Annotated in this window: 12 protein-coding genes; 3 read left to right on the top strand and 9 right to left on the bottom strand. The window is 44.3% G+C overall.

From position 1 onward, the window contains the following. The first annotated feature begins 79 nt into the window (after positions 1–79). Entirely contained in the window at positions 80–1,969 is a 1,890-nt protein-coding gene (locus tag RDN93_RS19620; RefSeq protein ID WP_308747053.1) for a histidine kinase, read from the top strand. Further along, positions 1,966–2,745 (top strand): response regulator, encoded by a 780-nt coding sequence (locus RDN93_RS19615; protein ID WP_308747051.1) that lies wholly within the window; start codon positions 1,966–1,968, stop codon positions 2,743–2,745. Before RDN93_RS19620 ends, RDN93_RS19615 begins: the two co-directional genes overlap by 4 nt. A gap of 98 nt (positions 2,746–2,843) precedes the next feature. Here the strand turns inward: RDN93_RS19615 and RDN93_RS19610 are convergent, their stop codons facing one another. Beyond that, on the bottom strand, positions 2,844–3,239 hold the full coding sequence (locus RDN93_RS19610; protein WP_308747050.1) for a DUF3836 domain-containing protein: 396 nt from the start codon (positions 3,237–3,239) through the stop codon (positions 2,844–2,846). A 334-nt stretch (positions 3,240–3,573) separates the two neighbouring features. Beyond that, positions 3,574–6,423 carry a DNA polymerase I gene (gene polA, locus RDN93_RS19605; RefSeq protein WP_308747049.1) on the bottom strand — a complete coding sequence of 950 codons (2,850 nt, stop codon included), beginning with the start codon at positions 6,421–6,423 and terminating at the stop codon, positions 3,574–3,576. Positions 6,424–6,510: 87 nt separating this feature from the next. On the opposite strand from polA, the gene RDN93_RS19600 reads away from it, so the two are divergent. Further along, positions 6,511–7,485, top strand: coding sequence for a polyprenyl synthetase family protein (locus tag RDN93_RS19600; protein WP_308747048.1), 975 nt, complete (start codon positions 6,511–6,513; stop codon positions 7,483–7,485). On the opposite strand, the gene RDN93_RS19595 is transcribed toward RDN93_RS19600, so the two are convergent. The 7 genes from RDN93_RS19595 to mnmG form a co-directional block, all read right to left on the bottom strand. After that, on the bottom strand, positions 7,486–8,166 hold the full coding sequence (locus RDN93_RS19595; protein WP_308747052.1) for a DUF1266 domain-containing protein: 681 nt from the start codon (positions 8,164–8,166) through the stop codon (positions 7,486–7,488). Between the two features lie 406 nt (positions 8,167–8,572). Then, entirely contained in the window at positions 8,573–9,475 is a 903-nt protein-coding gene (gene deoC, locus RDN93_RS19590) for a deoxyribose-phosphate aldolase (RefSeq protein ID WP_308747047.1), read from the bottom strand. After that, complete coding sequence (locus tag RDN93_RS19585) at positions 9,462–9,800, bottom strand: nucleotide pyrophosphohydrolase (protein WP_308747046.1); 339 nt, start codon at positions 9,798–9,800, stop codon at positions 9,462–9,464. Before RDN93_RS19585 ends, deoC begins: the two co-directional genes overlap by 14 nt. Before the next feature lie 55 nt (positions 9,801–9,855). Beyond that, entirely contained in the window at positions 9,856–10,308 is a 453-nt protein-coding gene (gene dtd / locus RDN93_RS19580) for a D-aminoacyl-tRNA deacylase (protein ID WP_308747045.1), read from the bottom strand. Between the two features lie 237 nt (positions 10,309–10,545). Continuing rightward, a complete protein-coding gene (gene uvrC, locus RDN93_RS19575; protein WP_308747044.1) occupies positions 10,546–12,390 on the bottom strand; it encodes an excinuclease ABC subunit UvrC in 1,845 nt (614 codons plus the stop codon). 76 nt (positions 12,391–12,466) lie between these two features. Then, entirely contained in the window at positions 12,467–12,997 is a 531-nt protein-coding gene (locus RDN93_RS19570; protein WP_242357730.1) for an adenine phosphoribosyltransferase, read from the bottom strand. A 50-nt stretch (positions 12,998–13,047) separates the two neighbouring features. Next, positions 13,048–14,934, bottom strand: a complete 1,887-nt coding sequence (mnmG, locus tag RDN93_RS19565) for a tRNA uridine-5-carboxymethylaminomethyl(34) synthesis enzyme MnmG (protein WP_308747043.1) — start codon at positions 14,932–14,934, stop codon at positions 13,048–13,050. Positions 14,935–15,697: the final 763 nt, after the last annotated feature.

Here is a 15,697-nt window from a genome sequence, read left to right as displayed (position 1 = left end):
GGGAAGAGGATGTTTTCATGATGCAAAAATAAGAATTTTAACGCAATCCCCCAAGTTTTCAGACTGAGCCCAGGATTCTCTGTTCTCCAATGTACTTTATTCCCGCTCACAGGTACGTGACGCACTGGCGCAGGTACAGGATTCCCAATATTATTACCGCCTTCTCGCCTTGTACGGAAAAACATTCTTCGTTTCTTCCGATTTTGACTCCGTTTTTTATTATCATCGCCGGGTGAAGGCATTTTCGCCTAAAGCTGTCAGATGTCCGCGGTGGAATAGTGTGTTGGCCGAGATTTATAATATGGAAGGGAATGTGTGGATGCAGTTGAACCGCCCTGATTCTGCCATGATGAACTATAAACAGGCGTATAAGTACTGTCTGGAAGGGGAGAAATTGCAGCGTCTTCCGGATATTTGCATCAACATAGCCGATGCTTATCTGCATCGTGGCGACTTGGCGCATACCGCTTCATATTATCGCCGTGCTTTGTTTCTCTGTGATTCGTTGAATTTGTCCGAACATACGAAGTTCCCTGTCTACTATGGACTGGGACAAACCTATATGGACTTACGTGACTTCGACTTGTCGAATCACTATTATGAACTGGCAGAACAGTTCTTCGATGACATGAATGTAGGGGAGAAATGGACGTTTCTTAATAACCGCGGTAACTATTATTATTACAGGAAAGACTATCAGGAAGCTTTGAAATACATGCGCAGGGCGAATGAACTGGTATCTGCCCATTCGCAAATGGTATTCGAACAGAACTTTATCAAAGTGAACCTGGGAGAATTGTATGTATTGACTGATAACCTCGATTCCGCACAAATATGCCTGGACGAGAGTTACCGTTTCTTTCAAAAAATACAGCATAATTCTGCTGTCTACTACATCGAAACCCAAATGATCGAGCTTGCCCTGAAGAAAGGGAATATGGCACAGGCGCAGAAGATGATTGCCCGTACGAATCCCGTGGGGCATCTTGATGCCAATATGCTGACCATACGCAACCGGTATCTCCAGCATTATTTTGAACGTACCGGTGATTACCGCCACGCCTATGAATATCTGAAACGTGATCGCCGTTTGGATGATTCCATCCGTAGCGAACGGATACAAATGCGTGTCGCCGAACTGGATATGCGTTATCAGCAGGATACGATTGTATTGCGTAAGGAGATACAGATTCAGCAACAGGCCGCTGAGGTAAGGGTCTTGAAGTTGAATGTTTATATTTGGGTGCTTGTCTGCGTGCTGCTTGTGGCAGGTACGCTGGTCATTATCTGGTATATGCGTAAGAAACGGGAATTTCTTCGTGAACGTTTTTTCCGGCAGATAAACCGCATCTGGATGGAGAACCTGCGTAGCCGGATTTCTCCTCATTTTATTTTCAATGTGTTGGGGCGTGAGATTAACCAGTTCAATGGTTCGGAAGAAGTGAGAAATAATCTGATGGGACTGGTGGGATATCTCCGCCGAAGCCTTGAGCTGACGGAAAAACTGAGCGTGCCCCTACAGGACGAACTGGACTTTGTACGTTCTTACATTGACTTGGAGAAAGGGCGTCTCGGGGAAGGTTTCACCTCAACAGTCACAATTGGGGACGGATTGGACGCAACCCGTATCATGGTTCCTTCTATGATTGTACAGATTCCTGTGGAGAATGCCATTAAGCACGGGTTGGCGGGAAAGGATGGAGCGAAGGAGCTTGTTGTATATGTTTCCTGTCAGGAGAACGGAATCTGTATTACGGTTACGGATAACGGGCGGGGGTATCTCTCGCAAGTGCCTTCTGCGACACATGGAACCGGTACGGGGCTGAAAGTCCTTTATCAGACTATCCAACTGCTGAATGCAAAAAACAAGAATGATAAGATACGTTTTGATATAACCAACAGGAATGATGGAAAGGCCGGTACGCAAGTATCGGTGTATATCCCGTTCCGTTTTTCTTATGATTTATGATGGAGACGGAAGAAAAGTATAAAGTGGTCATCGTTGACGATGAACGTACGGCGGTTGATGCTTTGCGTCGGGAATTGGATCCCTATCGTGAATTTGAGGTAAAGGGGGTAGCAGGCAACGGTGTGAAAGGTAAAAAGATGATTATGGAGTTGCATCCGGATTTATTGTTTCTGGATGTGGAACTTCCTGATATACTAGGGCTTAACTTGCTGAGTGATATAAGGGATGATGTGCTGTGGGATATGAAAGTCGTGTTCTATACTTCTTATGATAAGTATCTGTTGCAGGCCTTGCGTGAGTCGGCTTTCGATTTCTTGTTGAAACCTTTCGAAAGGGACGATTTGAAAGTGATTATAGACCGTTACCGGAAGGTTATCTCAACTTCCACTTTGCTTCCCCCGCCTTCTTTTGCGTCTTCCATCAGCGCCTTGATGCCACAGCATGGTATGTTTATGATTAGCACGGTGACAGGATTCAAATTGCTTCGGCTCGAAGAAATCGGTTTCTTTGAATATCTGAAAGATAAACGCCAATGGCAGGTGGTGTTGTTTAACCAAACGCGCCTGAACCTGAAACGGAATACAAGGGCAGAAGATATTATAAGTTATTCACAAGCTTTCGTGCAGATTAGTCAGTCTGCTATTGTAAATGTGAATTTTCTGGCTATGATTGATGGTAAATGTTGCCTGCTTTATCCGCCTTTTCAGGATAAGAATGATCTGATAATTTCCAGGAATTTCCTAAAAGAGCTTCAAGAACGCTTTTATGTGTTGTGATACCGGCCCCCGGTTGGATATTGTAAATGAAAGACGCCACTTCTTCATCAGGAGCGGCGTCTCTTGTTGTTAGAATATTAGAATGAGAGAGAGTTATGTTACATATTTGTATTATCCATCGTAACGGTCATTTCGGGAACCAATACGTAGGCTTGTTTCTTGGCGTTCCATTTATAATAGTTGGTAGTGACGGTCTTGCCCTCATAAATGTAGTTGATGCGCAAGTCCTTTTGCCATTCTTCCTTACTGCTGTTCCATTTCAGGGCTTCACTTTCGATCATACGTTTGTTGTCATCGTACTTATAATTGTATTTCATGTAGTTGGCAAGAGTGTTTCCGTCCATTTTGTAAACGGTTTGTCCTACTGTTACACCATTTTCTTCTACCGGGTTGTAAACCAACTGACCATCGTAGCTACGTGCAGAAGTAGCAAGCGACACAACAAGAAGAACTGCTGATAAAACGAACATTTTTAAAGATACTTTTGCTTTCATGGCTATTTAAGTTTTTTGAGTTATACTTTCATATTTCTATAACTGTATCAGTTTTACGCTGCAAACTTACATATTAATTTGGTATTTATGCAATTTTAAAGACGAAATATTATCAAAATGTCAATAAGGGGTAGGCGGTGTCGTTTGCTTTTTGCCAAGATTGGTGACAAAAAAATATCCGGCAGTCAATCTGCCGGATATAGAACGAATCACTTCGTAGGGGAAGTGTTCCTTTTTCTAGCTTTATGGATACCGGGTTAAATAATGTTATTAGTTATTCCGGCTTCTGTTTTGTGGGTATGCACTATGTGGGTAGTGTGTGCATTACTTGCCTTTAATGTGCTTCGAGCCAGTTTTTGCCCCATCCGCAATCTGCTCTCAAGGGGACGTGCATACGGTATGCTTTCTCCATTTCCTCGATAACGATTTCTTCCACGCGTTCTTTCTCATTGATGGGAACGCTGAAGTTCAATTCATCATGTACTTGCAGAATCATCTTCGCCTGTATGCCTTCCGCCTGGAACCGTTGGTAAATGCGTGCCATGGCTACTTTGATAATATCCGCAGCGCTTCCCTGGATAGGCGCGTTAATCGCATTCCGTTCCGCATATCCGCGTACAACGGCATTTCGTGAATTAATGTCCGGCAGGAAGCGTTTCCGGTGGAAAATTGTTTCTACATAGCCTTTTTCCTGGGCTATCCGGATACTTTTATCCATATAGGCCTTCACTCCCGGATAAGTCTCGAAGTATCCGTCGATAAGTTCTTTGGCTTCTTTCCGGTCTACGTTCATCCGTTCGGCAAGACCGAATACGGATATACCATATATAATGCCGAAATTAGCGGTTTTTGCCTTGCGGCGCATGTCGGAATCAACATCATTCAAGTCTATCTTGTAGATTTTCGCAGCCGTGGCGGCATGAATATCGTGATTGCTGAGGAAAGCGTCAATCATGTTCTTGTCCTCGCTGAGATGTGCCATGATACGTAATTCAATCTGCGAGTAGTCCGCAGAGAAGAAAAGGCAGCCTTCGTCGGGAATGAATGCTTTGCGGATTTCTTTCCCGTTCTCGTCGCGGATAGGAATATTCTGCAAGTTCGGATTGCTCGAACTGAGGCGTCCCGTGGCAGTGACTGTCTGATTGAAAGAGGTATGTACCCGTCCTGTGCGTGGGTTGATAAGCAGGGGAAGGGCGTCGATATACGTTCCCAGTAACTTCTTCAATCCGCGGTGTTCCAGAATCTTCTCTACCACCGGATGCTTGTGGCGAAGACTTTCGAGCACTTCTTCCGAAGTGACATACTGCCCCGTCTTGGTCTTTTTCGCTTTCTCTACAATCTTCAGTTTGTCAAACAGGACTTCACCGACTTGCTTGGGCGAGGCGATATTGAAGGTTTCGCCTGCCAGCTCATAAATCTCCTTTTCAATGCGTTCCATCTGTGCGGTGAAATGGGCGGACGATTGTTTCAGCGCTTCCGTATCCAGCAGCACTCCGTTCCGTTCTATATTGACCAGTACCGGAACAAGCGGCATCTCTATATCATAGAACAGCCGTTCGGCGTCATTCTCTTTCAGTTCTTTTTCTAACACGTTCTTCAACTTCAGCGTTACGTCTGCATCTTCGCAAGCATAACGATATACATCTTTCGGGTCGAGGTCGCGCATATTCTTCTGATTCTTTCCTTTCGGTCCAATCAGTTCGTCGATATGGATTGTCTGGTAGTGCAGATAAATTTCTGCAAGATAATCCATCCCGTGACGAAGTTCCGGTTGAAGAACATAGTGGGCAATCATTGTATCGAAAAGCGGGCCTTTCACTTCAACTCCATAATTTTTAAGAACGATCATGTCGTATTTGATATTCTGTCCGACTTTCAGCGAGTTTTCATTTTCGAATACCGGGCGGAACTCATTGACGATTTTTAACGCTTCCTCTCGTTCGGCGGGAATCGGCACATAAAATGCTTCATTTTCAGCAATGGAAAAACTCATTCCGACCAGTTCTGCGTCCATCGGCTCCGTTCCGGTGGTCTCCGTGTCTAGCGAGAGAATTTCTGATGTAAGTAACTTTTGAATAATTTCTCGTCTTTTCTCTTCTGTATCAATGAGTTGGTAGTTGCATTTGAGCGAATCTAACGTCTCTAGATTTGATTTTTTGGCTTCGCCCGGCTCACTGGCCGTGAAATTTGCAAATAAATCGCCTTGTACGGCTCCCCCTTCTTCGGGAAAAAGTGGGAGAGGGGCGGGAGTGCCTTTTCCGGTTGTCGTCTTACTTCCGCTTGTCATCGTCACTCCATTTCCGGCGGACTCTTTTTTGAGTACGCGGTCAATGAGAGTCCTGAACTCCAATTCTTCAAAAATACTGCGGAGTGAGTTTTCGTCTGCCTCTTCGCGGACGAGTGCATCCATCTCTAGTTGGATAGGTACGTCGATTTTGATAGTTGCCAGAAACTTCGAGAAGATAATCATTTCACGGTTCGTTTCCACTTTCGTTTTCAGCGCCCCTTTCAGTTGGTCGGTATGCTCCAACAGATTTTCGATGCTGCCAAATTCGGCAATCAATTTCTGTGCCGTCTTTTCTCCTACACCGGGGCAGCCGGGGATATTGTCCGAAGCATCACCCATCAGGCCGAGCATGTCAATCACTTGCGAGGGCGACTGGATATCAAACTTGGCTTTTACCTCTTCGATGCCCATTACTTCAAAACCACCCGTATGCTTGGGACGGTACATGAATACCTTGTCGCTCACCAACTGTCCGTAGTCCTTGTCCGGTGTCATCATATACGTGGTGATACCCTGTCTGCCGGCTTCGGTGGCAAGGGTTCCTATCACGTCGTCGGCTTCATAGCCTGCCACTTCGAGGATAGGAATACGGTATGCCTTTATAATGTCCTTTATAATAGGTACGGAAAGCCGGATTGCCTCGGGAGTCTCTTCGCGTTGTGCTTTATATTGTTCGAAAGCTTCGTGGCGGAAGGTGGGACCCGAAGGGTCGAAAGCCACTCCTATATGCGTCGGATTCTCTTTTTTCAGCACTTCCTCGAGGGTATTGACAAATCCCAGGATGGCGGAAGTATTGAATCCTTTGGAGTTGATTCTTGGGTTCTTGATAAAGGCGTAATACGCCCGGTATATCAGTGCATAAGCGTCTAAAAGAAATAATTTATTATCTGAATCCATAGATTTAATTAATTTTTCATGGTAAAAGTACAAAAAAATACCGTATTAAGCGTTTTATTATTACTTTTGTACTCAAATTGTGTATAAATGGACAGTATCTCACTCATCAGAACTCCGATTGAAGCGGAACTGGGGGACTTCAAGAATCTTTTTGATAGTTCTCTTTCCAGTTCGAATGCATTGCTCGACAGTGTCGTATCCCATATACGGCAGAGGAATGGTAAGATGATGCGTCCTATTCTTGTCTTGTTGGTAGCGCGCCTTTACGGTGCTGTCCGCCCTTCCACGCTTCATGCGGCAGTTTCCTTGGAATTGCTTCACACGGCCAGCCTGGTACACGACGATGTTGTGGACGAGAGTACCGAACGTCGCGGACAACTTTCGGTGAATGCTATCTTTAATAATAAGGTAGCTGTGCTGACGGGCGACTATCTGCTGGCTACGAGCCTGGTTCACGCCGAGCAGACACACAGCCATCCTATCATCCAACTGGTGTCTTCATTGGGGCAGGATCTTGCCGACGGTGAGTTGCTCCAACTTTCCAATGTAAGCAATCATAGTTTTTCCGAATCAGTTTATTTCGATGTAATCCGTAAGAAAACCGCCGCCCTTTTCGCTGCTTGTACGAAAGCTGCCGCTTTCTCGGTGGGAGTGGGAGAGGAAGAAGCGGAATCAGCCCGTTTGTTGGGTGAATATATCGGTATCTGCTTTCAGATAAAAGACGATATTTTCGACTACTTTGATAGCAAGGAGATAGGTAAGCCGACAGGTAATGACATGCTTGAAGGAAAGCTGACTCTGCCCGCCTTGTATGTGCTGAATAAAACGAAGGACAGCGCTGTGCGAGAGATTGCTTTCAAAGTGAAGGAAGGCACGGCTACTCCCGATGAAATAGCCCGTTTGATTGAATATGTCAAAGAAAATGGCGGTATCGAATATGCTATACAGACGATGAATGCGTATAAACAGAAGGCTTTCGACTTGTTGGCTTCTCTGCCGGACTCGGATGTTTGCGTGGCACTTCGTGCTTATCTGGATTATGTGGTAGACCGCGAAAAATAATTACTTCCGGTATTTGTCGAGAAGCGAATAACAAGACAGCACCCTATCCCAATCTTCTATTTTCCCTGATTTCATCGCTCTTCCAAGTAAGTAACTCTTGTCTATCTCTTCCGCTGTGAGGAGGTCGTTAGCGCATAATTCATTTGCTTGTTCAATGTACTTCCAGGCTTCTTCTTTCGCAATGTACCCGCTACCCAAAGCGGCACGGACTAATCCTACCAGCAGTCCCATATCCCATCCGGCAATTCCTCTTTCCAAATCATTTATCCATATGATCGGGTCTCTTCTTTCCTCTGTATACTTCACGAAATTGTATAGATTCTTTCCTTGTTGGATAAAGCGTTCCACTCCGAAAAAGCGTTCCCGGATGATTTCCTCAAATTCGCAGATGTTGCTTGTGGAGAGCAGATAGGGGAGCATGATTTGGTAGGAAATCCTATCGCCTTCGTTGATGAGAAACTGAAATAATCCGGTGACAGATTCGGTATCGGCACAATGATAATCTTCAGACAAGAAGCTGGATAGTTTTTGCGGATGCACACCGGTATCTATGGAGTTGAGATAAAAACCATTCAGTGCAGCTTCCATATAACCGATACGCAGCCCCTTTTTTCTCTTACTTCCAAGGAAGAGATTCAAGGGGTTAGGGTTGGATCGTAAGGTTTTTATGTGTGTCTCCATCCTTCGTGCTATACCATTAAAATTCACGAAAAGCGTGAGAACTGTTGCCATGTATTTTCCTGAGGCTTCGGCAAGCCGTTATGATAATACAAGCAACAGTCCCACGCTCCGTTCGATATATAACAAAAGTATATACATGAAGGTGCGTGAGACCCGTTTGCTTATTACCGCTCATAACTTTGAATTTTGCCGAATTCCAGGAAGATGGTAATAAATGAAACGTTCTCTAATATAACTAATTAGCTATACTTTCTTCGCTAAGTCATTTACAAAGATAAGGAATTTTCTTGATTGCCGGATAACTATCTTTAGATTTTTTTTATAGAAAAAAATACCGCGTCGGCTTCCGTAAGGACGGGAGCCAGCGCGGTGAGGCATATTTGATTGCTAATGTAGCCCTTAGTTCCTAGAAGAACTTGATTTCTTCGCCTTCGATGTCCGAAAGCAACAGGTTGGCGAGGCGGCTGGTTCCCAGGCGGAACAGTTGGTTGTTCAGCCATGCTTCACCCAGCACTTCTTTGACAATGGTGTAATAAATAACTGCGTCATTGACTGTATTGATTCCGCCTGCCGGCTTGAAACCTACCTTGTTTCCTGTTTTCTGATAATATTCCTTGATGGCTTCGCACATCACATAAGCGGCTTCGGGAGTAGCGGCAGGTTGCTGCTTTCCTGTAGAGGTCTTGATAAAATCAGCACCCGAATACATGGATAGGATAGAGGCCTTTTTGATGTTGGAAGCACTCTTTAGGGCACCTGTCTCGAGGATTACTTTGAGATGGTGTTCCTTGCATACTTCCTTCAATTCCTGTATTTCTTCGCACATGCCTTCGTAGTCGCCGCTCAGGAATTTGCCTATGGAGATGACGATGTCTATTTCGTCTGCCCCGTCTGCAATAGCCAATGCTGTCTCTGCTACCTTTACTTCAACAAAGGTTTGTGAAGAGGGGAATCCGCCTGATACGCAAGCGATATTGACGCCGTCCACTTCCAACGTATTCTTCACGATAGCGGCAAAATTGGGATAAACGCAGATGGCCGCAACGTTCTTCAAATCGGGGTATTCATCGTCGAACTTATTGACTTTTTCCGTAAAGTGCATCACGCTTTCATCACTGTCCGTACTGTTCAAAGTCGTCAGGTCAATGCAGTTGAACAGGAATTTCTTAACTTCTTCCGTATTGTTTTCCGGCACTTTTTTTTCGATTAATTCGGCTACGCGGGCCTGAATATCAGCATCGCTCAGATTGGTATTGTACTTTGCCAACGCGGCATCATACTTGTTGGACTGTGAGTTATTCTCTTCCATGCTCTTTCAGTTTTGGGTTATTGATATGTCTTTGATTATCTCGTTTCGTTTTCTTTTCCATGCTCTTTTGCAGGGCAGTGGTGAGGTCTACGCCTGTCTGGTTGGCGATGCAGAGAAGCACCCATAGCACATCTGCTATCTCTTCGTCGAGGTTGTCTTTCTCTCCCTCCTTGAAGGACTGGTCGCCATATTTGCGTGCCATCACACGTGCCAGTTCGCCCACTTCTTCCGTCAAAACCGCCATATTTGTCAATTCGCTGAAGTAGCGGACACCGTATGTCTTGACCCATTGGTCTACTTGTTTTTGAGCTTCTTCCAAAGTCATCTTTTAGTGATTAGGGTTAGTGATTAATGATTAGTGAACGCCCGCATTTGAACGTCTATTCTTTGTTTTTAGTATCTATGCATATAGTAACAGGACCATCGTTCAAAAGTTCGACTTTCATGTCTGCCCCGAAGATTCCCGTGCCTATTTCTTTTCCCAATGCACTGTTCAGGTCTTTGCAAAATCGCTCGTAGAGTGGGATGGAAACTTCCGGTCTGGCTGCCTTGATATAAGAAGGGCGGTTCCCTTTTTTTGTAGAAGCGTGCAGGGTGAACTGGCTGATGACGAGAATCTCGCCTCCATCTTCTAGGATAGACTTATTCATAACTCCGTTTTCATCGTCGAAAATACGCAGGTTTACTATCTTTTTGCAGAGCCAGTCGATATCCTCCTGCCCGTCGGCTTCCTCGATGCCGACCAATATCAACATTCCTTTTCCGATAGCTGATTTGCAGTTCCCTTCAATGGTTACTGACGCACGGCTTACCCGTTGTATAACTATTCGCATTGCTATTTATCTTATTTCGTAATTACGAAAGGCAAATTTACGAAATTCGGAAGAGAAAACGATGTATTGAAGGAAAAATATTATGTAACTGTGCCGAAAGCTTCAATGGTAGAAATATAACTGATTCTATTCTATCAATTTCTTGTTTAACATCTATTCGATGAAAGAGTGGTCCGCAGGCTTCCCCACCTTCCAGAAAGAGGAAGATGGAGTTGTTGGATTTATATCGAATTGGCGTTATTTATTTTCGGCTTGTTCATCGTTCAATCCCGCTTTTACGGTTTTAGCTTTCGCCTCTCCAACGATGGCGCTAATCTCTTCTAAAGATGCCTCTTTTATCCGTTTTACGCTCTTAAACTCTTTCAAAAGGGCGGTTTTCGTCTTTTCTCCGATTCCCTTGATGCTATCCAGCGCAGACGCTACCTGCCGTTTGCTGCGTTTATCACGATGGAAACTGATGGCAAAACGGTGTACCTCATCCTGAATCTGCGTCAGCAAACGGAACAACGGACTATGTTGCTTGATGCCGATTGTCTGTGGCGGAAACCCGAAAAGCAGCTCTGATGTACGGTGGCGATTGTCTTTCGCTAATCCTGCAATAGGAATGTTAAGGTTCAATTCGTCTTCAATAACCTCTCTGACGACTTCCATTTGCCCTTTTCCACCATCGGTAATAATAAGGTCGGGCAGCGGAGAACTTTCTTCAATAGCGCGTTGATAACGCCTTCTGACAACCTCTTTCATCGAAGCGTAATCATCCGGCCCCACAACCGTCTTTATGTTGTATTTCCGGTAATCTTTCTTCGATGGTTTCGCCTTTTTGAATACAACGCATGCCGCTACCGCATCAGCCCCCTGTATGTTCGAGTTATCGAAACATTCAATCTGCAAAGGCGGTTTGTCCAAGTGCAGTTCCTGCTGTATCTCCTTCATCAGACGCATGCTCCTCTGTTCGGGATTCAGCTTTTCCGCCTGCTTCAGACGGTCAGCCTTGTATTGCTTCACGTTTAAGATAGAAAGGTCTAATAACTTCTTCTTATCTCCCCGCTGAGGAACGGTGAAAACGATATTATTCAATTCCAAATCAAGCTCGAAAGGAACGATAATCTCCTTCGACAGGCTTTTGTAGCGCTCTCGCATCTCAATAATACCCAATGTCAAAAGCTCCTCTTTCGATTCATTCAGCTTTTTCTTGTATTCGAAAGTGAATGCCTGATTGATGGCTCCATTCGTAATATGCAGATAATTGATGAAAGCTGAATTAGCCTCGTCCTCTTCGATAGAAAACACGTCGATATTATGCAGCACAGAACTTACTACCTCGGACTTCGAACGATAATTCTCTACCAACAGATACTTCTCTTTTACCTTCTGCGCTTCTTCAAACCTCATCTCGCCCGCCAATACCTGCATTTTCTCTAATAGCATCCGGCTGACCTCTTGTGTGTTTCCTTTCAGGATTTCTTTGATTTCATCGATGTTTTTGAGATAATCTTCGTGTGATTGCAACCCGATACAGGGGCCTGCGCAGTTCTTGATGTGATATTCCAGACATACGTTGAACTTTCCCGCCCGTATATTCTCCGGACTCAGGTTCAGATTGCAAGTGCGTAAAGGATACAGATGCTTTATCAAATCCAATACCGCGTACATAGACGGGATATGACTGTACGGTCCATAATAAGAAGAGCCGTTTCTGATAATCTTCCTGGTTCTGAAAATCCGGGGAAAATACTCGTTCTGTACGCAGATAGATGGATACGTCTTATCGTCCTTTAATAAGACGTTGTAGCGCGGCTTATACTTCTTTATCAGATTATTCTCCAGCAGCAACGCGTCTTCTTCCGTATTGACTACGATATAACGGATATCGGCAATCTTGCTGACAAGTACCCGTGTCTTTCCCGGCTCGTGTTCCTTGCTGAAATAGGAGTAGACTCTTTTTTTTAGATTTTTCGCCTTTCCAACGTATATAATCGTCCCTTCCGTATTCAGGTACTGATAGATGCCTGGCTTCTCAGGAAGGTTGGCTACGATTCCTTTCAAATATTCATTGGTTCTGCTTTCCGTTTCTGCATTCATAATCGTTAGGGCTGAGAGATCGCTAAAATAAAAAAGGGCGTAGTTCAACTACGCCCTGCAAATATAATCAAATCCTTTATAAAGACAATACAGATTCTACTTCTACATCATCTCCGAATACAGATTTTCCATTCAGGTCTTTCAGCTCGATGATGAAGTTCACATATACTTTCTTTGGTTTCAGTTTCCTTACCAGTTCGCAGGCCGCTTTCATGGTTCCGCCTGTTGCCAGCAGGTCGTCGTGCAACAAGACTACGTCATTTTCATCCAATGCGTCTTTATGAATTTGTACGGTGTCTTTTCCGTATTCCTTGTCATAGCTTTCTTCAAGCGTTTCGGCAGGAAGTTTGCCGGGCTTGCGGATAGGGATGAAACCAGCATTCAACCGGGTAGCCAGAATCGGTCCCATGATGAAACCTCTTGATTCTATACCTACCACTTTGGTGATGCCTTTATCTTTGTACATTTCGTACATGACATTCGATAATTCCTGCAGGCACCATGGATCTTTGAATAAAGTGGTAACATCATAGAATAGGATTCCGGGAATAGGGAAATCTGGTATTTCCCGGATGCTTTTAATTAGCGTTTCTTTGCTCATAATCATTGATTTATATCGTTTCTTTAAATACTTTGTTTCACGTGAAACGTTGCCGGCTACCGTCCGGAAAGTACCAGTAATACGTTGATGTCGCTTGGCGATACTCCTGGGATTCTGCTCGCCTGTGCAATCGTTTCCGGGTCTATCTTTATTAGTTTCTGCCGGGCTTCGGTTGATAAGGACTGAATGGAAGCGTAATCGAATTTACCTTTGATTTTGATGCTTTCCAGTCTTGACAGTTTCTCTGCTATCATTCGCTCCCTGTCAATATATCCTTGATATTTGATTAGGATTTCGGCAGCTTCGAGAATCTCTTCTTTCCGGTCTTGATTAGAACTGGTAGCCTTTTCCAGTTCGCGTTGAAATGCTGGAACATATCCGGTGATGTTTTCAATCGTCACTTGCGGGCGATTCAGAATTTCTATCAGTTTGCATCCCTGGCGTAGGGGAGTTGTTCCTATTTTTTCGAGAGCATCATTAATTAATGCCGGTTTCATCGAATAGCTGTGCGCGAAAGATACAATTTGTTCCACCGCTTCCTTCTTGCTCTTCATTAATTGATAACGGTCTTCCTTAGCCAATCCGAGTTTATAAGCTCGTTCGGTCAGGCGCATATCAGCATCGTCCATACGGAGCAAGATACGATATTCTGCGCGTGAAGTAAACATACGGTAAGGCTCGTCGACACCTTTGGTTACCAAATCATCGATTAATACGCCGATATATGCTTCGTCGCGTGCCAGTGTGAAGGCTTCGCCTCTGTGGCAGTTGATGTGCGCATTGATTCCCGCTATCAATCCTTGTCCGCCTGCTTCTTCGTATCCGGTAGTACCGTTTACTTGTCCGGCAAAGAAAAGGTTTTCGATAATCTTCGATTCCAACGTATGCTTTAGTTGTGTAGGGTCGAAATAGTCATATTCAATCGCATACCCCGGACGATAGATAACCAAATCCTTGAAAGCCGGAATTTTCTTTAAAGCGGCAATTTGTATGTCCATCGGAAGTGAGGAAGAGAATCCGTTGAGATATAACTCCTGTGTTGTTTCGCCTTCCGGTTCGAGGAACAGTTGATGCTGGGTCTTGTCGGGGAAAGTCACAATCTTCGTTTCGATGCTCGGACAATAACGCGGGCCGATGCTCTGAATCTGTCCGTTGAATAGGGGAGAATCCGGCAGTCCGTTACGTAGAATCTGATGTACCTCTTCATTAGTATAGCATGTCCAGCATTGCAGTTGCTTCAAGTGACGTACACTTGTATTCATGAAAGAGAATTTGTGAAAGTCACATTCTCCGTCCTGTGTTTCCATTTGGTCGAAATGAACGCTGCGCGCGTCGATTCGTACCGGAGTTCCGGTTTTCATCCTTCCGTAAGTGATACCGTGGCGGGCGATGGATTCGGTTAATTTATAGGAGGCCGGTTCTGCCATTCTTCCGCCCGGCAACTGGTGGCGTCCTACGTGCATCAGTCCGTTGAGGAAAGTTCCTGCAGTGAGTACTATGCATTTTGCCTTGAAGGTGACACCCCATGCGGTAACCAGTCCGGTCACTGTACCGTCTTCAACAAGAAGTTCGCATACGGTATCTTGCCAGATATGAAGGTTGGGGGTATTCTCCAGTCTTTCCCGCCACGACCAGATAAACTTGGCACGGTCGCATTGGGCACGGGGACTCCACATGGCAGGGCCTTTCGAACGGTTCAGTATTCGGAACTGGATAGCTGTTTCGTCTGTCACCAATCCCATCTGTCCGCCCAGCGCATCTATTTCACGTACAATTTGTCCTTTGGCGATTCCACCCACGGCAGGGTTGCAGCTCATCTGTCCAATCTTGTTCATATCCATCGTAATGAGACAAGTCTTGGAACCTAAATTTGCAGCAGCGGCTGCCGCTTCGCAACCGGCATGTCCGGCACCAATTACAATTACGTCGTACTTAAAATCCATTCCTATCTTATTTATTATCAAACGCTGCAAAGTTACGGAAAAGTTGTGAGAAATATATCCTCATGCTCTTTTTGCTTCCGAAAATTCGGGGAACTGTCCGGCTTCGTCGAAAAAATCGTCGTGATTTCGGCTTGGAAAAATACAGATTGTTCAGAGAACGAGGACTGTTCTGTTCCTGTATATACTCATTCCCTTTCAAAAAGTTTATTTCCTGCATAGTAATCTTGGCTTATGCTTACTTTTTGCCAGTTCTAAAACTGTCGGAAACAAGATGAAACTAGAGCACGAAGTGTTAATTTTACCTTATCTCTTGACATAAGTCAAAAAAACAAGTCGAAATTTAATTTTTTGTATAATGGTTCTTGTCGTTTTCCAAAACAGCTTTACCTTTGCAGTGTAGTTGTGAAACTACTAAGATTTTTAGGTATTAGAAAAAGGTAATAATAAAAGGTATTAGTTTATAAAATTAAGGTATTAGATTTAAAGATTAGTTTTTAGGAAAAGATTGTTTTGATTAGGTATTAGTAGAAAGTAGTTTTCAGGTAACTAGTAAATGAAAGATGAAGAAAAGAAGAATCCCATTAAGGGGGATTCTTTAAAGGTGGAGCGGAATGATTCGCTCTTTTTTTGTGCCTTGCTGGGGGATATCTGGTGTTCCTTGTTTTAGTAGGGGGTTCTGAGAAAAGAAAAAGCGGCTCAGTCTGAAAACTTGGGGGATTGCGTTAAAATTCTTATTTTTGCATCATGAAAACATCCTCTTCCC

Source organism: uncultured Bacteroides sp. (assembly GCF_902491285.1).
Lineage (GTDB): Bacteria > Bacteroidota > Bacteroidia > Bacteroidales > Bacteroidaceae > Bacteroides.
The sequence above is the reverse complement of the archived record's forward strand: the minus strand, read 5'-3'. Positions and strand labels throughout refer to the sequence as shown.